The sequence below is a fragment of the Streptomyces viridochromogenes genome (assembly GCF_001270495.1).
Classification (GTDB): Bacteria; Actinomycetota; Actinomycetes; order Streptomycetales; family Streptomycetaceae; genus Streptomyces; species Streptomyces viridochromogenes_A.
On the sequence record NZ_LGUR01000215.1, the window covers coordinates 20,345 to 38,622 of the forward strand.

The window sequence follows — 18,278 nt, forward strand, 5'->3', positions numbered from 1 at the left end:
CGTATCGAAAACCGCTTACGCCGCCGCAACGGTCCTCGGTCTCCCATAGGGGCATGGACAACAGCGCATCCCCGTCAGCACCGCCCCGCCGCACCCGCAGGATCGCGCTCCTCGGCCTGGCGCTTCTCGGCCTGGCGGGCGCCGTGTTCGTCGTGCGGGGGCCGCTCCTGATGGCCGCTCCGATGTGCGTGTCCGGGCAGTGGCAGGGCTGCTTCGGTACGTTCAACGGGGTCGTGCTCATGACGTTGGTCGCGCTGCCGTTGGCCGCGCTGGTGGCGTGGGCTCTGGCGCGCCGTCGGCGTCGTGCCGGCGTCACATCGGCGTGGCGGATGTCGCTGGCCGAGGTGGGCATGGTCCACGGGACGGTGCCGTTCCTGTGGATGACCATGATGCCGGGCGCGGCGCCCGGCACCGCCCCCGCCCGGGTGAGCCTGGTACCGCTGCGGGACCTGGTCACGATGGGGCCGCTCGGCATCGTCGGCAACCTGCTGGTCTTCGCGGCGCTGGGGTTCTTCGCCCCGATGCGGTGCGCGGCGCTGGCGTCCGTGCCGCGGATCCTGGCGCTCGGGGCGGGCTGCTCGGTCCTGGTCGAGACCGCACAGTACGTCCTGCGGCTCGACCGGGTGTCCTCCGTGGACGACGTACTGGTCAACGCCGTGGGCGCCGTGCTGGCCGCGCTGGCGTCGCGCCGCTGGTGGCGCACCACGGCAAAAGCGCCGTCCGACCGGCCGCGCCCCGCGCTGGCCTCGGCGGGCTGAGCGGTGTGTCCGGTGGGCGGGCGCCTTGCAGACGTCGGCGATATGCCGTGCTGCTTAGGCTTCAGGCATGCGCGTACTGATCGTGGAGGACGAGCCCTACCTGGCCGAAGCCGTCCGTGACGGGCTGCGGCTGGAGGCGATCGCCGCCGACATCGCGGGCGACGGCGACTCGGCCCTGGAACTGCTCAGCGTCAACTCCTACGACCTCGCCGTCCTCGACCGCGACATCCCCGGCCCCTCCGGCGACGAGGTCGCCCGGCGCATCGTGGCCTCCGGCAGTGGCATCCCGATCCTCATGCTCACCGCCGCCGACCGGATCGACGACAAGGCGTCCGGGTTCGGGCTCGGCGCCGACGACTACCTCACGAAACCGTTCGAGCTGCGGGAACTCGTCCTGCGGCTGAGGGCGCTCGACCGCAGACGCGCGTACGCCCGGCCCCCGGTGCGTGAGATCGCGGGCCTGCGCCTCGACCCCTTCCGCCGGGAGGTCTTCCGCGACGGACGTTATGTCGCGCTCACCCGCAAACAGTTCGCCGTGCTCGAAGTCCTGGTCGCCGCCGAAGGCGGGGTCGTCAGCACCGAGGAACTGCTGGAACGGGCCTGGGACGAGAACGCCGACCCCTTCACCAACGCCGTCCGCATCACCGTCTCCGCGTTGCGCAAACGGCTCGGCGAACCATGGGTCATCGCCACGGTGCCGGGCGTCGGCTACCGCATCGACAACGGCCCCGACGCCACCCGCCCCGGCCGTACGCATGCGTAGACGCCCAGGGCTCAGCGCCCGACTGAAACTCACCCTCAGCTACGCCGGGTTCCTCGCTGTCGCGGGTGCGCTGCTGCTGGCGGTGGTGTGGGTGTTCCTGCTGCGTTACGTACCCGACAACTCCCAGGGCCTGCTCGGCATCTCACCCAACCGCTACCTCCTGGTACGCACCTTCGCCCCGGCCGCGGCCCTGGCGATGGCCTTCCTGCTCGTGTTCGGCCTCGTCGGGGGATGGATCCTCGCCGGACGGATGCTCGCACCGCTCACCCGGATCACCGCCGCGGCACGGCTGGCCGGGAACGGATCGCTGTCCCACCGGATCCGCATGGAAGGCCGCCGGGACGAATTCCGTGAACTCGCCGACGCGTTCGACACCATGCTCGAAGAGCTCGACTCGCACGTCGCCGAGCAGCGGAGGTTCGCCGCGAACGCCTCCCACGAACTGCGCACCCCGCTGGCCATCTCGCAGACGCTGCTCGACGTCGCCCGCAGGGACCCCACACGGAACCGAGACGAACTCCTCGAACGCCTCCAGGCCGTCAACGCGCGCGCGATCGACCTCACCGAGGCCCTTCTGCTGCTCAGCCGCAGCGAGCGCGGGAACTTCACCCGCGAGAGCGTCGACCTCTCCCTCGTCGCCGAGGAGGCCGCCGAAACCCTGCTCCCCCTCGCCGAGCAGCGCGGGATCACGCTCGACGTCACCGGTGGGGCGACACCGACCAGCGGCTCCGCGGGACTCCTGCTGCGGATGGTGACGAACCTCGTCCAGAACGCCATCGTCCACAACCTTCCCGCAGGCGGCACCGTGACCGTCCGCACCGAAGCGCGGGGCGACGTGACCGTGGTGCGGGTCGAGAACACGGGCCATCCGCTCCCGCCGGAACTGGTGCCGACCCTCACCGAACCCTTCCAGCGCGGAACGGAACGCGTACGCACCGACGAGCACGCCGGCGTCGGTCTCGGCCTCGCCATCGTGCACAGCATCGTCCGCGCCCACGACGGAACCCTCGACCTCGCCCCCTGCCCCACCGGCGGCCTCCTCGCCACGGTCCGGCTTCCCTGCACGCCCTAGGTGTGCTGTCCGGGGATCAGCGCACCGGGAAGCCGAAGGAGTAGCCCTGATCCTTGAGCCGGGGCAGGAGCAGGCGCAGGGCTTCGACGGTCTGGGAGCGGTCGCCTCCCGCGTCGTGGAAGAGGAGCGTCGGCCCGTTCGGCAGTTCCCGCTCGACGGTGGCGACGATGGCGTTCGTGCCCGGCCGCTCGAAGTCCTTGGTGTCCACGTTCCAGCCCAGCGGGCGCATGCCCCGGGAGGCGGCGAGCGTGCGACTGTAGGGGGTGAACGCCCCGCCGGGCGCCCGGTAGTACATCGGCCGTACGCCCCCGGACGCCTTGGTGATCATCCGCTCGGCGTCGAGGATCTGCTGGGACTGGTAGGCCCGGGACTGCTTGTCCATGGTGGTGTCGTGCGACACCGAGTGGTCGCACAGCCGGTGCCCGGCCGCGACCACCTTCTTCACGAGGTCCGGGTGGGCCTGGGCCTGCGTCCCCACCATGCAGAACGTGGCCTTCACCCCGTACTCCCGCAGTACGTCCAGCACTTGCGGGGTCCACACGGGGTCGGGCCCGTCGTCGATGGTGATGTTGACGCCGCGCGCCCCCGTGTCCGACGCGTGCACGATGCTCACCTCGACCGGCTTGACGGCACCGCCCGGTGTGGCCGACGCGGTCGCCTTCGGTGCCGAGCCGCCCACGGCACCGGCCTGCGCGGTCCACATCGCGGCACCCGCGGCGAGCACCGTCACCCCGAGCGCCGCCCCGACCACCTTGCCGTACCAGCCCCGACCGCCGCCGTGCCGTGCCATGTCCGCCCCGCCTTCGCGCAGTTCCGCACCGATCCCCGGTCGCCTCGCGACCACCTGGCAGGACGAGGGACGGCGGTCACCGGATGCGTCCGTTACCGATCACGGACAATCCCGGGGGAGTTCGCGGACAACTCGGCGAGCATCGGCCGGGTCCTAAACCAGTTCGGGTCGCGCTTCCGGCTGCCGCGCCGGTGCGCCCTTAGGTTCCCAGAGTTTGGTGACGCGTACATAGCCGTAGATCACTGAGGTCATCGCCAGAACGAGAAGTGGTCCGAAAACCCGCGGATGTGCGGCCATTTCCATCGGCGCATAGCGATAACTCACCAAAAGCGAGGCGAAGACGAATGTGCCGTAGGCGACCAGCTGGATTCCTGTCCGATCCCAGCCGCGTTCGTGCGAGCGCAGTGCTGCCTCGATCGTGAGCGCGAAGACGACGCCGGCCAGGAGATCCACGCCGTAGTGGTAGCCGAATCCGAGTGTCGCGGCGAGCGTGGCGATCAGCCAGAACGTGCCCGCGTATCGCAGAAGCCGTGGGCCCTTGCGGGTGTGGATGAAGATCGCGGTGGCCCACGCCGTGTGCAGGCTGGGCATGCAGTTGCGGGGGGTGATCCCGTCGTACGGCATCGGGTGCGGGGTACTGATCGGCGGTGGTGTGTGAGGCCACAGGTCGGCCAGCGCCCACTGCACGCCGCCGGTTCCGGAGGCGCCCGGGCCGTAGGCGAAGACCGGGCCGACCACCGGGAAGATCATGTAGAAGGCCGGTCCGAGGAGGCCGATGACCAGGAAGGTGTGCACCAGGTGTTGGCGCGGGAAGCGGCGCTCGGCCGCCACGTTGCGCAGCTGGTACACCGCGACGACGACCGCCGCCACCGCGAGCTGAGCGTAGACGTAGCCGATGACATGGGTGCCGATCGGGCCGGTGGCCGTGAGGATCCGGCCTGCCAGCCATGACGGGTTGCCCAGTGCCTGGTCGGCGGTTGCCACGTAGGGGTCGAGCACCGTCGGGCGGGTCTTCGAGGTGATGAGCAGCCAGGTGTCGCCGATCCTACGGCCGGCCACGAGGAGCAGGCCCAGCCCGACGCCCTTCAGCAGCAGGACACGCTCGCGGCCGGTGCGGCGCGTGACAGCGATGACCGCGCACCCCAGCATCACCCACAACGCGCCGCTGCCGAGGAAGTAGCCGTCGGGCACCTTGGCGTCGACCGCCCACCGTCCCAGTGCGAAGACGCTGTCGATGCCGATCGCGACACCGACCGCGATGAACCGTTGCCGCCAGGTGAGCACCACCATCATCAACGCCATACCGGCGTACAACGGTCCCGGCTTGGGGGCGAACACCAGGTCTTTCGCCTGTGTGGTCAACGGCCCCGGTGCGCCGCAGCGACGCGCGACGATCTCCAGCGTGATGAGGAAGCCGAGTGCCACCACGCCCGCCGTGGCCCACAGCATCGCCTGTGGTTGACGCCATCCGGCGGGCGCCGTTCCTTCGTCTCTTCGCGCGAACAACCGCGACGGTTTAGGTATCAATTGCCTGGCCGATTTGCTATTTGGTCAACCAGGCCACTTTTCACGCTGGACGGCATGGTCTTCTGGTGTAGGGCGGAGGGTGGTCGTCGAGAGCGTCGTGGTCGTTGTGGTCATCGTTAGGTCGAACATGTTATCGGATCTAACCCCGGGGGCGGCTGATCCAGGTGACGAATGTGACCTTGGCCGTACCGCACGTGGCGGTAGAGGTGTGGTCCCTGTACACGAACGGGCCTTCGGCCACCCACGTCCGGCCGTCGCTCGCCCGGCAGTTCACCATGGCCTTATGGCGCATCACCGCCGACGTCCCTCCGGTGCAGCGCACCTTCCCGTAGTGCTTCCCGCCGGATGAATGGGTGGATTTGGTGCATGTGTAGGGCCGGGCATCCGCCGCGTGAGACGCCTGGGCGGCGCCGAGTGCGGCGACGACGGCCATCGCCAAAGAGGCTCCCGCGGTGACGTATTTCTTCATTTCCCCTCCAGTAAGAAATCCAGGGCCTTCAGAATTCAAGAACCCCCGCGCCTGGACATCAACATGCGTTGGTGACGCGATAATTGGCGATCCCATTCCGCAGCAGTCGCTCTCGGCGGGCCGGCCGTACTCTCCCCGTTCGGAGCGAAAGGCCGGTGGTCAGTGCGGCCCGCGCTCTCAACCATCATTGATCATGGTTGTGACCGTGTCAGCCGGAAGACGCGTAAAGAAACCTTTACCGACCTTGAGGCAACCAGGAGGCAATCCAGGGTTTCTGACGTCTCGCGTTCCCCGAACGATTGGAGACACGAGATGAACCCTCATGCAGCGGTGTCGGTCCGACAGTCCCGCTGGGTTCCGGCTGCCGCCCTCCTCCTGGCCATGACGACCTCCTGCACCGGTTCCGCGTCGGGGAACGGCGCTGCCGCGGCCTTCAAGCCCGGCGCGGCCGGGGTGGGTGACCGGCTGTTTCCCGCACTCGGCAACGGCGGCTACGACGTGGCGCATTACGGACTGACCCTGGATTACGTGCCCGAGACCAACCGGCTGAAGGGCACAGCCGTCATCACGGCGCGCGCCACCCAGGACCTGAGCCGCTTCAACCTCGACCTGTCAGGGCTGCGCGTACGCCGGGCCACCGTGCAGGGCGCGACGGCCCGATACACGCGGGAGAAGGACGAGTTGCAGGTGACACCGGCGAAACCGGTCGAGGAAGGCGACACGTTCCGGACAGTCGTCACCTACGACGGCACCCCCCGCACGATCGAGGACGACGACGGAAGCCTGGAGGGCTGGATCGAGACCGACGACGGCTCGACCGCCCTCGGCCAGCCCGCCGGTTCCATGACCTGGTTCCCGGGCAACCACCACCCCTCGGACAAGGCCACGTACGACATCACGGTCACCGTGCCCAAGGACGCGGACGGCGACCCGTACGACGTGGTCAGCAACGGCGAGCTGACCACCGAAGAGGACAACGGGGAGACAGTGACCCGGCACTGGCGCACCGAAGAGCCCATGGCCGGCTACCTCGCCCAACTCGCCGTCGGCTACTTCGAGGTCCACAAGGGCCGGACCGACGACGACCTGCCCGTCTACGTCGCCGTCGACCCAGACGAGTCCGAGAACGCCGCGGACGTGAAGGAGCTGGTCCCCGAGATCGTCGGCTGGGCGAGCGACCGCTTCGGCCCCTACCCCTTCTCCTCCACAGGCGCCGTCGTCGACCACGTGCCCGAGCTCGGCTACGCCCTGGAGACCCAGACCAAGCCCTACTTCGATGAGGCACCGGACGAGACGCTGCTCGTGCACGAACTGGCCCACCAGTGGTTCGGCAATTCCGTCACCCCGCGCCAGTGGAAGGACATCTGGCTCAGCGAGGGCATGGCCACCTACGCGGAGTGGCTCTGGGAGGAGGAGCGGGGCGGCAGGAAAACCGACGAGATCTTCGAGGACTTCTACGACGGCAAGGATTCCGAGAGCGAGGGCATCTGGGCCTTCCCGCCGGCCGATCCTCCCAGCGCGGCACGCGTCTCCGACCCGCCCGTCTACGGACGCGGCGCCATGGTCGTGCACAAGGTGCGTGAGGCCGTCGGCGACGGGACCTTCTTCGACATCCTCCGCACCTGGACCCGGCAGCACCGGCACGGCAACGCCGACACCGGACAGTTCATCGCGCTGTGCGAGGGCAAGTCCGGGAAGGACCTGACGAACCTCTTCGACGTCTGGCTCTTCGACAAGAAGAAGCCGTAGGCCGTAGAAGGGCTCTTCCGCCGAGGGAAGAGCCCTTCTCCTGTCCGCTCCTGTCCTGCCCGGTCCTGTCCGGATGAAGGACGGCCCTACGCGGGCGGGTACACCAGCGTGATCTCGCGGTTCAGGCCGGTCTCGTCGGCGTCCGGGTACATGGAGACCTCACCGTCGGACCACCGCACCAGGAAGTCGTCGGGGTGGCGGTTCTCCGTGTAGTCGCCGGCGCCCAGGATGGTGGCGTGGGTCCAGAGCCGGTTGGGCTTCTTGACCTGGATCTCGCCGTGGAAGCCGTTCTGGTCGAGGTCCTTGTAGAGGGTCAGTTCGCCGTCCGTCCAGCGCACCATGAGGTCGTGCTGGTCGTTGCCGGTGAAGTCGCCCGACGTGAGCGTCGCGGCGTGCTTCCAGGTGCCGTTGGGCGCGGCGAGCTTCTTCTCGCCGTGGAAGCCGTCGCGGTTGACGTCGGTGTACAGGGTGACTTCACCGTCGCTCCAGCGGACCAGGAGGTCGTCGGTCCACTTGTTGTTGCTCGTGTAGCGGCCACCGGTGATGGAAACGGCGTGCTTCCACAGGGCGTTGGGCTTCTGCAACTGGACCTCGCCGTGAAAGCCCCTCTCGTCGACGTCGGGATAGAGCGTCAGCTCGCCGTCGGTCCAGCGGACGATCAGGTCGTCCGTGTCGGCACCGGAGAAGTCGCCCGCCGCGATGGTCTCGGCGTGCTTCCAGGTGCCGTTGGGCCCGGTGAGACGAAACTCCTTGTCGAAGTTGTCGCCGTCCTCACCGGCTCCGCGGTACAGGGTCACCTCGCCGTCGGACCAGCGCACGATCAGGTCGGAGTAGTCCCACGATCCGGGATTGCCGTCGGTGAAGTAGCCCCCGGCCATGACCTCGGCGTGCTTCCAGGTCTCGGCCTTGCCCAGGACGCCACGGCCGGCCGGCTGACGGTTGTTGACCGCGTCGTCGTAGAGCGCCTTGGCGTCGGCGTCGAGATAGGAGCTGTAGGAGATGTCGTCCTTGTCACCGCCGGTCTTCCAGCCGCCGATGACTCCGATGAGGCCCCAGCCGCCGCCTCGCTTGACGAGGAACGGCCCGCCGGACGCGCCGCCGGAGTACTTGTCGCACGCGATACGCAGGAAACTGCCCGGGATCTTCGGGTCGGTGCTGTTGTAGCGGACGGTCTTGTCCGTGCAGTCCAGCGGGCGCTTCTGGTTGGCCGGGTAGCCGATGAGGCGGACCGGGTCGTGGGCGTACCCGGCATTGATCATCAACTCGGCCCCGCCGACGACGTCCTCGACGTTCTTGCCGCCGCGCGGCTCGATCTGCAGGAAGTTGAAGTCGAGGTCGGCCGCTGCGTCCGGGCCCTTGGCCAGGTACCGCTTGTCGACGTAGATCCGCCCGGGCTTGACGGTGAAGGCGCCGTGCGGCTTCCTGCCGTCGTCGTACTGCGGGACGAACGTGAGGTTCTTGCGCGCGTCCTGGTCGTCGAAGCAGTGACCGGCGCTCATCACGATGTTCTTGCCGGGGCTCTTGACGACCGTGCCACCACAGAAGCGGCCGGTGTCGGTGCCGTCGTTCCAGAAGAAGGTGCCGACGACGGGCAGCCCTTCGAACGGCTTGCTGGGGGAGCGGGGCGTCCTGGCCGGAGAGGGAAACCGCTTGGCCTCCTGCTCCTGGACGGGCTTCGCGGCCCGCATACGCTCCGGAGTCCAGTAGCTGTCGGCGTCGGCCGGTGTGAATCCGCGAGCATCGTCGTCCCCGCCCGCCGGCACGGGGGCCGACGGAAGGGAAGGCTGTTCCGCCGGGGAGCCCGGGGTGGCATTCGTCGGGCTGGCGGTACCCGGGGTGGCGGTACCTGGGGTGGCGGTGCTTGGGCTGGCGGTGCCCGGGATGGCATTCGTCGGGCTGGCGGTGCCCGGGCTGGCATTGCCCGGAGTGGCGGCCCCCAGGGTGGGATTCCCCGAGGGAGATGGAGCGCTCGGGTCTGCGTACGCCGGAAAGCCCGGCAGCAGAACGAGTGCCGCGGCCCCCGCCGCAGCACTCAGCGCTCTGCGCAACTTCATGGTCAATCCCCCAGATTTATTGAGACGCGCGTCACGCCGCCTGGCGTGAGTGCGTCAAGGTCGGCCATGATCGTATGACCACTTCATGCGGGGGACAGCGCATATGATCCAGTTCACACGCTCGTCCGCGTACAGCGGGCTTGCCGCAATTGCCGTGCCGCTGCTCCTGCTTGGGCACGCCGGGGCGGCTTACGCCGCTCCACTCCCGTTCCCTGGACGGGGATACGTCTCCGTCAGCGGTCCGGCAGAACCCGGCGAGGCGGTGGAACTCACGGTCAAGGAACGCCCTGGCAATCCCCACCCCACGGCGGTGGAGGTCTCCAGCCCGGCGCTGACCGACGACACCACCCTGGGCGACACCAAGAGCGCCTGGGTGGGCGCGGGCCGGATCAGAGAGAACGTGAAGCCCGGCACGTATCCCGTGACGTTCACGCTGCGCCACAAGGACGCCGACTGCGTGACGGAAGAGGACCGCGACTATCTCTGCGACTACCCCGCGATCGTCCTACACGGAAAGGTAAAGGTCTCGGCCCCGGACAAGCCCCCGGCCTCAAACGACGGCCCGCGCTTCGGCGGCGGCTTGGCACTCGGCATCGCGTCGGGTGCCGCGGCGACCCTGACAGCGGGCGGGGTACTGCTGCGCCTGCGGCGCCGGAGGGCTCTGGATGAGGCGTCGCGAAGCCAGTGAGTCGCGGACGGCATCTTCCTCGAACCAGCTCGGCGATGCGCTGGCGGACGAGCATCGCCAAGAGTCTCGCCCTGGCCCTGGTCTTCAGCCGGTGACAGAGAATCAGCCGGCCGCGCACAGTCCCGCCTGGGGCAGGCTGATGCCGGCCGACGAAGTCGACCGACGAGTGGGTCTTTCGTGGCTCTCCGGACTCGGCTTCAACCGTGCGGCACCAGTTGAACTGCTCTTCAAGCTCCTGGACGTCGGTGTTACTGACTTCCTCTACCGCGAAGACCTGCCGAACGGCGTCATGGACGCCGCGGCCGTCCACCGAATACGGAATGTCCGCGCCCATGTTGCGGAAATCGGCCGCCTCTCTCCGGCCCAATGGGGGCGGCTTCTTGCCGCCTCGCCCGAGCCGGACCTGCGTGAGCAACTGACGGAGCGCGCCGAGGAACTTCTGGCAGCCCAGCGGCTTTCACGCGGCGGCCGTGGCGTCGGGCCTGCACCCCGCCCCGACGCCGCGCCGCCCGCGACACCCGTCGAGATCGCCGCGATGGCCTCTGAGGTCCCCGACATCGACCCGCGCGGCTCGACGACGGCACTGTGGTGGATCGGCGCACTGCACGCGAACGCCGCGGCCATGCGTCAACTCGCGAGTTCCCCCAAGCTGCTGGTCCGCCGCAGCGTTGCGAGGGCACCGAGGCTGCCCTCGGACGTCGTGGAACTCCTCGCCCGCGACGAGGACCGCGTCGTGCGCCTCTTCCTGGCCGAGTCCTGCGACGACGCCCCGCCCGAGATGCTCCTTGAGGTCGCGGGATGGTGGGACGCGAGCTACTCGTTCCCCGGCCGGCCGCGCAACCATCCCAACTTCCCCCGTGAGGGCCTGCTGCGGTTCGCGGCAGACCCGAACCCCCGCCTGCGTGCTCTCGCACTCGACGACCCGGCCTCCACCGCCGCACACGTCGAGCGGGCCAGCCACGATCCCCACGAGATCGTCCGCAGGTCCGCGGCCCAGGACCCTCGGCTCGCACCCGAGGCCGCGGTCCGATTGGCCACCGACCCCGACAACGGCGTGCGCTGGCGTGCGGTACCGCACCCTGCCGTCCCGCCGGCCGAGTTGGTGACACTCCTGCTCGACCTGCGCAGCGCGGAGATCGCCGTCCGCAATCCCACCATCCCCGTCCCCGTCATGCACCGCATGGCCGAGGTCGCCGCCCCATGGCTCGCTGCTCCACGCCGCTCACCACGGGGGCAGAGTTAGGGCGGATCGAAAGCATGAGAACGGCCGTTGGGCGGCCGCATGGCTGCTGACGTGCGTGGACATGGTGAGTTGGCGCCGATGCGCGGGTCTGGTTGCACCGCCCGGTGGTGATGAGTCCGGTGGCCGCTGCCGCCCCATCCATCCGCTCGGCGTCGCCGCGCACCAGGCGGCTGGAGAGCCAGCGCTCGGCGCCGGCTCTCCAGACGTCGTGGCGGGCAGTGTGCAGAAGCTGCGCGGGCTGCTGGAGGACGTACTGGAAGTGGCCCGCCCGGACTCTCATGCGGCGGCGGTGTCCCGGCCGGCGTCACGCACATCGGCGGACCGGCTCAGCTCGGCTTCCGCTCCTGTGAGCCGTCCGCGCCGTACAGCTGTGCCGAGGCGTCCACATGGGCCAGCCTCCGCAGCGCGCTGAACACCGCCTCACCCAGTACGGTCCCGATCACCACGGTCTCCGTCATGCTCTCGACCGCCACCCGCCGGTCCACGTAACGGAGGTCGGCGCGGGCGACCTGCTCGGCTGCGTCGGCGTAGTCGTCGAGCACCTCGACGAACGCCCCGTGGCCCAGTCGGCCCATGGCGGCCAGGGCCTTGGACAGGTCGATGGCGGCGGGGTTCGACTCGTGCGTCCGCCAGCCGCGCCGGGAGACGAGGTCGGCGACGACGGCCCGGGCGGTCGCCGACTCGGCGTCGTCGTGCTCGACGTCATCCCTGCCGAGGCGGTCCGCGGCCGCGCCGAGCACTTTGTGCAGCGGGCGTTCCGGGTCGTCGACGGCCGCCAGTACGTCCGCGATTTCGGCGACCTTCATGCCGCCCACATCGAGCAGGGCTCGGATGAGCCGCAGCCGACGCTCGTGCGCCTCGCCGTAGGTCGCCTGGTTCGGGCTGGTCAGCTCGCCCGGAGGCAGCAGGCCCTCACGGACGTAGTACTTGATCGTCGGCACCGGCACTCCGGTGTTGCGGCTCAACTCTCCAATGCGCACTGCCGGTTCACTCCGCTCCTTGGCCTTCGTCCTCAGGCCGGGCCGGCCCTTGCCGACCCGGCCTCCATCATAGATAGTGGCGCTATCGGATAGCGGATAGTGCCGCTATCTGTTTCTAGGGGGTACCCATGTCTTCTTCACGTCCGTCTTCCTGGCCCGCCTCGTTATGGTCGCCGTCGGCGCCATGGCGGTCGTCGGGATCATGGCGGTCATGGCACCGGCCGCTGGTGCTGTTCGCGGCGGCGATGGTGCTGATGGCGGTCGTGTCCGCGGTGGGACTCGCCGTCGACGACCGTGTCCTGACGGGGGCGCCGATCTGGTTCAAGCCGTTCAAGTTCGCGGTCTCGTTCGTGGCGTACTGCCTCTCCCTTGCCTGGATGCTGTCGCTCCTCCCGGGCCGACGACGCGTGGGCTGGTGGGCGGGGACGGTCGTCGCGCTGGCGAGCCTCGTCGAGATGGTGATCATCACAGGGCAGGTGGTGCGCGGGAAACGCAGCCACTTCAACCACGAGACGCCCTTCGACGAGGCGCTGTTCAACGCCATGGCCGTCACGGTCGTCATCCTGTGGCTCGGCACGCTCGCCGTCGCCGTGCTGCTGCTCCGCGCCCGAATCGCCGACCGCGCGTCCGCCTGGGCGATGCGCTCCGGCATCGTCCTGGCGCTGGCCGGGGCCGGCGTCGGCTTCCTGATGACCCAACCCGCGCCGGGGCAGCGGCGTGGCGTCTCCAAGGTGGTCGGCGCGCACAGCGTGGGCGTGCCGGACGGCGGTGCGTCGATGCCGCTGACCGGCTGGTCGACGACGGGCGGCGATCTACGGATCCCGCACTTCGTCGGTATGCACGCGCTGCAACTCCTGCCGCTGCTGGTCATGGTGCTGACCGCCCTCGGGCCGCGCTTCGCCCGCCTTGCCGACGCCCGGATACGGCTGCGTCTGGTGCTGCTCGCCTCGGGAACGTACGCCGCCGCCTTCACCCTGCTTCTCTGGCAGGCGCTGCGGGGTCAGCCGCTGATCCACCCGGACGGCGCGACGCTGGGGGCGGCCGGACTGATCCTGGCGGCCGGTGCTCTCGGGGCGTGCGGCTCCCTGAGGGCTCCGACTCCCGCTGAGGCGGAGGGCGCGGAGGGCGCGCAGGACGCGGAAGGCGCCCCCGCTGCGAAGGACCTCGTGGCATGACCGGACTCCTCTTCGAGCTCTCCTTCTGGCTCGCCGCACCCGTGTGGCTGCTCATGATCTTCGCGCCGGGGTGGGGTCCGACCGCCCGCATCGCCGGGTCGCCGTGGACCGTGGTGCCTGTCCTGCTCGTCTATCTCGCACTGGCGGTCCCGGTGTTCCCCGAGCTCTGGAGCGCGGTCCGCAGCCCGGATCTCGACACCTTCCGCGATCTGACGGCCCTCGCGGACGGCGCGGGGGCCGTCTGGGCACAGGTCATCGCCTGGGATCTGCTGATCGGGCAGTGGATGTACCGGGAGGCCAGGCGCCTGCGGATCTCCGCCCTGCTGATGGGGCCGCTGCTGGTCCTCACGATCCTGCTGTCACCGTTCGCACTGCTGGTGTTCCTGGGGCTGCGCGCTGCCGTGTCATGGCGTGCGAACCGCGCAGACCTCGCGACTACCGGGGTCGGCGGCGGCACGTAATCGGTGCCATGTAGTCGGCGCTCGGGATCCGTGGGCGCCGGCTCAGGCCCAGGTCGCCCCTACCGGGTGACCATCAGAACACCCGTACGGTGAACTGAAGCCTCCAGATGGCTCATTCGTTCGAGTTGAAACCCTCGAACGAGGTACGCGCAGTCAATTCTGCGATGCGTGATCAAGAACCTCAGGCGAGTCGCGTTCGCGGCCGCCCTCCTTCTCGCGCCCCTCGTGACACCCACCCCGGCCCACGCCCATCACCGGCCGGCCGAGACGTACACGCTGCCGATGGCGGCCTCGGTCCACCTCCTCCCGCTCGCCGCAGAGGTGCGGGACGGCTACCAGCGCACGAGCTTCAAGCACTGGAACGCCGGCCAGAACCCCACCGACGGCTGCAACACCCGAGCGGAGGTGCTGCTCGCCGAAGCGGTCGAACGGCCTCAGGTCCTCCCCGGTTGCAAGCTCTCCGGCGGGCGCTGGTGGTCGTACTACGACGCCCGGTGGCTCACCGCGGCCTCCGCCCTGGACGTGGACCACATGGTGCCGCTCGCTGAGGCATGGGACTCCGGAGCATCGCAATGGAGTGCCGAGCGGCGTGAGGCGTACGCCAACGACCTGGCTGTCACCCCGTCCCTCGTCGCCGTCTCGGCGGCCTCGAACCGCAGCAAGGCCGACCAGGATCCCGCAGAATGGCTCCCGCCGGCCGTCGAGGTCACGTGCCGGTACACCGCGGAGTGGATCGCCACCAAGCTCCGCTGGGGCCTGACCGCCGACGCCGCCGAAATCGCATCACTCACCCAACACGCGGAAGCGTGCCCCGGCACGACCGTGACCTACGAACCCGCGCCGTAGAACTGTGGTGCCGCACCGGCAACGGGGCGGCACCACCAACTGGGCCTCACCCAGGGAGGCTCGAGTTCTGAGCTGGTGGAGTTCCGGCATGCCGGGCGCGTCGGCGGTATCGGACCAGAGCCAGGCCCCGGGCGGTGATGACCGCGGTGGAGGCGAGGCCCCCGGCTGCCGCGCATACGACGAGGGCCGGCCGGGCGTACGTGGTCTGAGCCAGGGTTCCGGAGCGGTTCATCAACAGGCCGAGCAGCGAGGAGAGTTGGGTAGTCCCGATGCCGCGGTGCCGAGGAACGCGGGGCGTTGGATCAGCGCGGTGCGGCACCGTATGGCCCAGGCTGGGGAGCATCGCGGCGCCTCGGCGGTGGACCTCGTCATCGCCGCCACCGCCGCCCACCACGGCCTGGCTGTCCTCCACGGCGATGCCGACTACCGTGCCATCGCGCGGCACGCATCCGACCCGCTTGGGCGCAGCGTCCACGACATCGCCTGACGTGCGTTCCCCACCCCGTCCACAGGTTGTGGACGGGAAGTCGCGAACGCGGGGGAGGCGTCCTGGTCTCTCCTCTCCCTCCGACGGCCGACCGCCCGCACGCTCACGTGCGGGCCGACGGGTCAGTTCGGCTGCCGTGGGGCGTGGTAGCGCTCGGCGAGCCGGGCCAGGGCGACGGCGCCGAGCAGGAGCCCGAAGTCGCGCAGGGCGATGTCGTAGTGACCGGGGATGGTCAGCAGGTTGACGATGATGCCGGCGAGCCAGCCGGCTACGAGCCAGCCCCCGAACCGCGGGGCCACGGCAACGGTGATGCCGGCGACGATCTCGATGGCGCCGACGGCGTACATGGCGGCCTGGGCGCTGCCCGGAACCACGTCGTTGATCCACGGCGCGAGGTAGGTCGGCCAGTCCACGAGCAGATTGGCGAACTTGTCCAGGCCGAACAGGATCGGGGCGACGGTGAACCCCGTCCGCAGGATCCAGAACGCCTGGTAGGCCGGGTCGGCAGCCAGGCCGCGCCGGGGTGTGACCGGCGCGCTGGTGGTGGACGACATGGCACCCTCCTTCTATCGACAACTTTCACTATCGATAGAAGCGCACCCTGGCTCTTTAGTCAATGGCCGTTGGTTTTACACTGGTGTCCGTGGACCCCTCGAAGGAAGCACCCGGCGGTGACGTCTCCGCTGTCGCGGCTCTGGACGAGCCGACGCGTCGGCGGCTGTACGAGCACGTGGTGCGCCAGTGCGATCCGGTCGGCCGGGACGACGCGGCCGAGGCCCTCGGGCTGGCGCGGCAGACGGCTGCCTTCCACTTGGACCGGCTGGCCGATCAGGGGCTGCTGGACGTGGTGTACGAGCGGCGCAGCGGACGCAGCGGCCCGGGCGCGGGCCGGCCCGCGAAGCTGTACCGGCGCTCAGGCAGGGAGGTCAGTGTCAGCCTGCCCGAGCGGCGCTACGAACTGGCGGGGCGGCTGCTGGCGCAGGCGGTGGAGGAGTCCGATGCGACAGGCGAACCGGTCCGCACCGTGCTGCACCGCAAGGCGGAGGAACTGGGCGAGCAGCTGGGCGAGCGGGCAGCCGCCGGTGTGACCGACCTGCTGGAGCGGCACGGCTTCGAGCCGCGTCGCGAAGGCGACGCGATCGTGCTGGGCAACTGCCCCTTCCATGTGCTGGCGCGAGAGCACACTGAGACGGTGTGCGGGATGAACCTGCATCTGCTGCGCGGGGTGCTCAAGGCGCTGGACGAAGGCGGATTCGAGGCGTGCCTGGCGCCGGCACCAGGCCGGTGCTGCGTCCGTCTGCGGCCGGCTGCCTGACCGGCGCCCGGGGAGGGCGTGCCCGCCTGCGGATCGGCTCGCGGTGAGTGAGCCTGTCGTCCGCGGCGGCGCCTCCGGCAGCAAGGTGATCAAGGACGTCAGGTCGGGTTCGGGATGGCCGGTGCCGCGGGCGAGGCCCAGCGGTTGGCCGTGCTGCGGCGGGCGAATCTGGTCAAGGCCCGTCCCTCGTTGAGCCGTGCGCCGCGGCCGGCAGGTCAACTCCAGTGACGGCGGCGGCGGTTCCGTTGGCCCCTCAGGCCCCCGAGGTCTACTCCACGTACAAACGTCTTGATCACGGTCGTCGGTGAGATGTAGCTAGACAGGGCCGCCCGGCAGCGGAACCCGCAGATCGAAGCAATCGTATTCGTGTCAGATTATTGACGCCCGTCTTTCGAGTGGCACATACTCCCCGGCATCGGTGACCTACCGGACAAGAGCCGTACAGGATGGTGGTGGCGATGACGCCAGGAGACGTCCGTTCCAGTAAGTCCAGGGCATCCAGAAGCCGCAGTGAGCTCACGGTCTTGGGGCTGTGCTTCGCGGTGATCATGTTCGACGGATATGACCTGATCGTTTACGGGGCCACGGTGCCGGCCCTGATCAAGTACGAGCCCTGGGGTCTGACGCCGACCGAGGCCGGGGTGATCGGCAGTTACGCCCTCGTCGGGATGCTGATCGGCGCGCTGGTCGCGGGCGTGGCGACCGACGCCGTCGGCAGGCGCAAGGTGCTGCTGATCAGCGTGAGCTGGTTCTCGCTGGCCATGGCGGCCTGCGCGATGGCGCCGAGCGCCGAACTCTTCGGGCTGTTCCGCCTGCTCGGCGGGCTCGGCCTCGGCGGTGTGATGCCCACCGCGATCGCCCTGACCGCCGAGTACTCGGCGGCCCACCGGCGGAGCCTGAACAACGCGTTGATGTTCGCGGGCTACCCGGTCGGCGGCATCCTCGCCGCCACGCTGGCGCTGGCGCTCATGCCGGAGTTCGGGTTCCGGATCATGTACTGGATCGGCGCCGTCCCGCTCGTGGTCGTCGTCCCCCTGCTCTGGCGCCACCTGCCGGAATCGCTGAGCTACCTCGTCGCCAAGGGGCGCGGGGAGGAAGCCGCGCGACTGGCCGCGGGGCTGGACACGCCCCTGCCGGAGGCACAGCCCTCCGTGACCGGGCAGGTCGCGAAGAGCCCGGTCACCGTCCTGCTCGGCCGGCGCCACATCGGGCCCGCCATGCTCTTCGCGATCACCAGCTTCTTCGGTCTGCTGCTGGTCTACGGACTCAACACCTGGCTGCCCCAGATCATGAAGTCGGCGGGCTATCCGCTGTCGAGCTCGCTGCTGTTCCTGGTGATGATGAACGTCGGCGCCGCGGTCGGGTCCATCCTGGTGGCGCCGGTCGGCGACAGGCTGGGCATGAAGCCGGTGACCGCGGTCACGTTCGTCGCGGCCGCCCTGTCGATCTACCTGTTGAGCTCGCCCACGGCCTCTTGGGTGATGTACGCGCTGGTGGCCGTCGCCGGGTTCGGCACCATCGGCACGCAGATCATGGTCAACGCGTACGTCGCCATGCACTTCCCGCCCGAGGTCCGCGCGACCGCGCTGGGCTGGACCCTGGGTATCGGACGGCTCGGCGCGGTCGTCGGACCGACCTTCGGCGGCTTTCTGCTCGCCTCCGACCTGGCCATGGAGTGGAACTTCTACGCCTTCGCCATCCCGGCGGCCGTCGGGGCGCTCATGGTCCTCCTGCTCCCCAAGGGCGTCGGCGCCGCCTCCCCCTCGCCGGACGCGGTGGCCGTCCGAGCCTGAGCGGCCGGGAGCGCGGTGGCCCACCCACCGGACCTGTGTGAACGCGCGAACCGCCCCGGCTGCGTCCGACGCGGCCGGGGCGGTCCGTGTGTGCAGAGGTTCGGTGGC

The 18,278-nt window shown here is 69.6% G+C and carries 18 protein-coding genes; 13 read left to right on the plus strand and 5 right to left on the minus strand.

Annotation, left to right across the window (positions count from 1 at the left end; all coding sequences use genetic code 11):
- Positions 1-53 precede the first annotated feature (53 nt).
- From ADK36_RS28575 to ADK36_RS28585, 3 genes are all read left to right on the plus strand, one after another.
- Positions 54-758: a VanZ family protein gene (locus ADK36_RS28575; RefSeq protein ID WP_048585048.1), complete on the plus strand. Its 705-nt coding sequence runs from the start codon at positions 54-56 to the stop codon at positions 756-758.
- A 67-nt stretch (positions 759-825) separates the two neighbouring features.
- Positions 826-1,521 (plus strand): response regulator transcription factor, encoded by a 696-nt coding sequence (locus tag ADK36_RS28580; protein ID WP_048585047.1) that lies wholly within the window; start codon positions 826-828, stop codon positions 1,519-1,521.
- The gene (locus tag ADK36_RS28585) at positions 1,514-2,593 is read left to right on the plus strand and encodes a sensor histidine kinase (protein ID WP_048585046.1); all 1,080 of its coding nucleotides are present in this window, start codon (positions 1,514-1,516) and stop codon (positions 2,591-2,593) included. Before ADK36_RS28580 ends, ADK36_RS28585 begins: the two co-directional genes overlap by 8 nt.
- Before the next feature lie 16 nt (positions 2,594-2,609).
- On the opposite strand, the gene ADK36_RS28590 is transcribed toward ADK36_RS28585, so the two are convergent.
- Together ADK36_RS28590 and ADK36_RS28595 are read right to left on the minus strand one after the other, a co-directional pair.
- Complete coding sequence (locus ADK36_RS28590; RefSeq protein ID WP_048585075.1) at positions 2,610-3,383, minus strand: polysaccharide deacetylase family protein; 774 nt, start codon at positions 3,381-3,383, stop codon at positions 2,610-2,612.
- Between the two features lie 153 nt (positions 3,384-3,536).
- On the minus strand, positions 3,537-4,832 hold the full coding sequence (locus ADK36_RS28595; RefSeq protein ID WP_048585045.1) for a phosphatase PAP2 family protein: 1,296 nt from the start codon (positions 4,830-4,832) through the stop codon (positions 3,537-3,539).
- 251 nt (positions 4,833-5,083) lie between these two features.
- Between ADK36_RS28595 and ADK36_RS49070 the strand changes: the two genes are divergently transcribed.
- Positions 5,084-5,242 (plus strand): hypothetical protein, encoded by a 159-nt coding sequence (locus ADK36_RS49070; RefSeq protein ID WP_159029277.1) that lies wholly within the window; start codon positions 5,084-5,086, stop codon positions 5,240-5,242.
- Between the two features lie 449 nt (positions 5,243-5,691).
- A complete protein-coding gene (locus ADK36_RS28605) occupies positions 5,692-7,128 on the plus strand; it encodes a M1 family metallopeptidase (RefSeq protein WP_048585043.1) in 1,437 nt (478 codons plus the stop codon).
- Between the two features lie 86 nt (positions 7,129-7,214).
- Here the strand turns inward: ADK36_RS28605 and ADK36_RS28610 are convergent, their stop codons facing one another.
- Positions 7,215-8,891: a trypsin-like serine peptidase gene (locus ADK36_RS28610; RefSeq protein WP_053084746.1), complete on the minus strand. Its 1,677-nt coding sequence runs from the start codon at positions 8,889-8,891 to the stop codon at positions 7,215-7,217.
- A 553-nt stretch (positions 8,892-9,444) separates the two neighbouring features.
- On the opposite strand from ADK36_RS28610, the gene ADK36_RS28615 reads away from it, so the two are divergent.
- Positions 9,445-9,870 (plus strand): hypothetical protein, encoded by a 426-nt coding sequence (locus ADK36_RS28615; protein ID WP_159391212.1) that lies wholly within the window; start codon positions 9,445-9,447, stop codon positions 9,868-9,870.
- 91 nt (positions 9,871-9,961) lie between these two features.
- Complete coding sequence (locus ADK36_RS28620; protein ID WP_159029275.1) at positions 9,962-11,113, plus strand: hypothetical protein; 1,152 nt, start codon at positions 9,962-9,964, stop codon at positions 11,111-11,113.
- A gap of 326 nt (positions 11,114-11,439) precedes the next feature.
- Here ADK36_RS28620 and ADK36_RS28625 read toward each other — a convergent pair whose 3' ends face one another.
- Positions 11,440-12,093: a MerR family transcriptional regulator gene (locus ADK36_RS28625; protein WP_048585041.1), complete on the minus strand. Its 654-nt coding sequence runs from the start codon at positions 12,091-12,093 to the stop codon at positions 11,440-11,442.
- A 245-nt stretch (positions 12,094-12,338) separates the two neighbouring features.
- Between ADK36_RS28625 and ADK36_RS28630 the strand changes: the two genes are divergently transcribed.
- The 4 genes from ADK36_RS28630 (at position 12,339) to ADK36_RS28645 (ending at position 15,062) form a co-directional block, all read left to right on the plus strand.
- Positions 12,339-13,268, plus strand: a complete 930-nt coding sequence (locus ADK36_RS28630) for a hypothetical protein (RefSeq protein WP_053199559.1) — start codon at positions 12,339-12,341, stop codon at positions 13,266-13,268.
- Complete coding sequence (locus ADK36_RS28635; RefSeq protein ID WP_048585040.1) at positions 13,265-13,729, plus strand: ABA4-like family protein; 465 nt, start codon at positions 13,265-13,267, stop codon at positions 13,727-13,729. Before ADK36_RS28630 ends, ADK36_RS28635 begins: the two co-directional genes overlap by 4 nt.
- Positions 13,730-13,897: 168 nt before the next feature.
- Complete coding sequence (locus ADK36_RS28640) at positions 13,898-14,575, plus strand: HNH endonuclease family protein (RefSeq protein ID WP_048585039.1); 678 nt, start codon at positions 13,898-13,900, stop codon at positions 14,573-14,575.
- Between the two features lie 256 nt (positions 14,576-14,831).
- A complete protein-coding gene (locus ADK36_RS28645) occupies positions 14,832-15,062 on the plus strand; it encodes a PIN domain-containing protein (protein ID WP_234329906.1) in 231 nt (76 codons plus the stop codon).
- A 122-nt stretch (positions 15,063-15,184) separates the two neighbouring features.
- Here ADK36_RS28645 and ADK36_RS28650 read toward each other — a convergent pair whose 3' ends face one another.
- Positions 15,185-15,616, minus strand: coding sequence for a hypothetical protein (locus ADK36_RS28650; protein ID WP_048585038.1), 432 nt, complete (start codon positions 15,614-15,616; stop codon positions 15,185-15,187).
- Positions 15,617-15,678: 62 nt separating this feature from the next.
- On the opposite strand from ADK36_RS28650, the gene ADK36_RS28655 reads away from it, so the two are divergent.
- Together ADK36_RS28655 and ADK36_RS28660 are read left to right on the plus strand one after the other, a co-directional pair.
- On the plus strand, positions 15,679-16,377 hold the full coding sequence (locus ADK36_RS28655) for a helix-turn-helix transcriptional regulator (RefSeq protein ID WP_107086925.1): 699 nt from the start codon (positions 15,679-15,681) through the stop codon (positions 16,375-16,377).
- 548 nt (positions 16,378-16,925) lie between these two features.
- A complete protein-coding gene (locus tag ADK36_RS28660) occupies positions 16,926-18,170 on the plus strand; it encodes an MFS transporter (protein ID WP_199830266.1) in 1,245 nt (414 codons plus the stop codon).
- Positions 18,171-18,278 lie beyond the last annotated feature (108 nt).

What these genes read in the sequence shown, in the direction of transcription:
- ADK36_RS28585 (WP_048585046.1), top strand. Translation starts at nt 1,514, where the DNA reads ATGCGTAGACGCCCAGGGCTCAGCGCCCGACTGAAACTCACCCTCAGC.
- ADK36_RS28605 (WP_048585043.1), top strand. Translation starts at nt 5,692, where the DNA reads ATGAACCCTCATGCAGCGGTGTCGGTCCGACAGTCCCGCTGGGTTCCG.
- ADK36_RS28655 (WP_107086925.1), top strand. Translation starts at nt 15,679, where the DNA reads ATGGCCGTTGGTTTTACACTGGTGTCCGTGGACCCCTCGAAGGAAGCA.
- ADK36_RS28630 (WP_053199559.1), top strand. Translation starts at nt 12,339, where the DNA reads ATGGTGCTGATGGCGGTCGTGTCCGCGGTGGGACTCGCCGTCGACGAC.
- ADK36_RS28590 (WP_048585075.1), bottom strand. Translation starts at nt 3,383, where the DNA reads ATGGCACGGCACGGCGGCGGTCGGGGCTGGTACGGCAAGGTGGTCGGG.
- ADK36_RS28650 (WP_048585038.1), bottom strand. Translation starts at nt 15,616, where the DNA reads ATGTCGTCCACCACCAGCGCGCCGGTCACACCCCGGCGCGGCCTGGCT.
- ADK36_RS28635 (WP_048585040.1), top strand. Translation starts at nt 13,265, where the DNA reads ATGACCGGACTCCTCTTCGAGCTCTCCTTCTGGCTCGCCGCACCCGTG.
- ADK36_RS28575 (WP_048585048.1), top strand. Translation starts at nt 54, where the DNA reads ATGGACAACAGCGCATCCCCGTCAGCACCGCCCCGCCGCACCCGCAGG.
- ADK36_RS28595 (WP_048585045.1), bottom strand. Translation starts at nt 4,832, where the DNA reads ATGCTGTGGGCCACGGCGGGCGTGGTGGCACTCGGCTTCCTCATCACG.
- ADK36_RS28660 (WP_199830266.1), top strand. Translation starts at nt 16,926, where the DNA reads ATGTTCGACGGATATGACCTGATCGTTTACGGGGCCACGGTGCCGGCC.
- ADK36_RS28580 (WP_048585047.1), top strand. Translation starts at nt 826, where the DNA reads ATGCGCGTACTGATCGTGGAGGACGAGCCCTACCTGGCCGAAGCCGTC.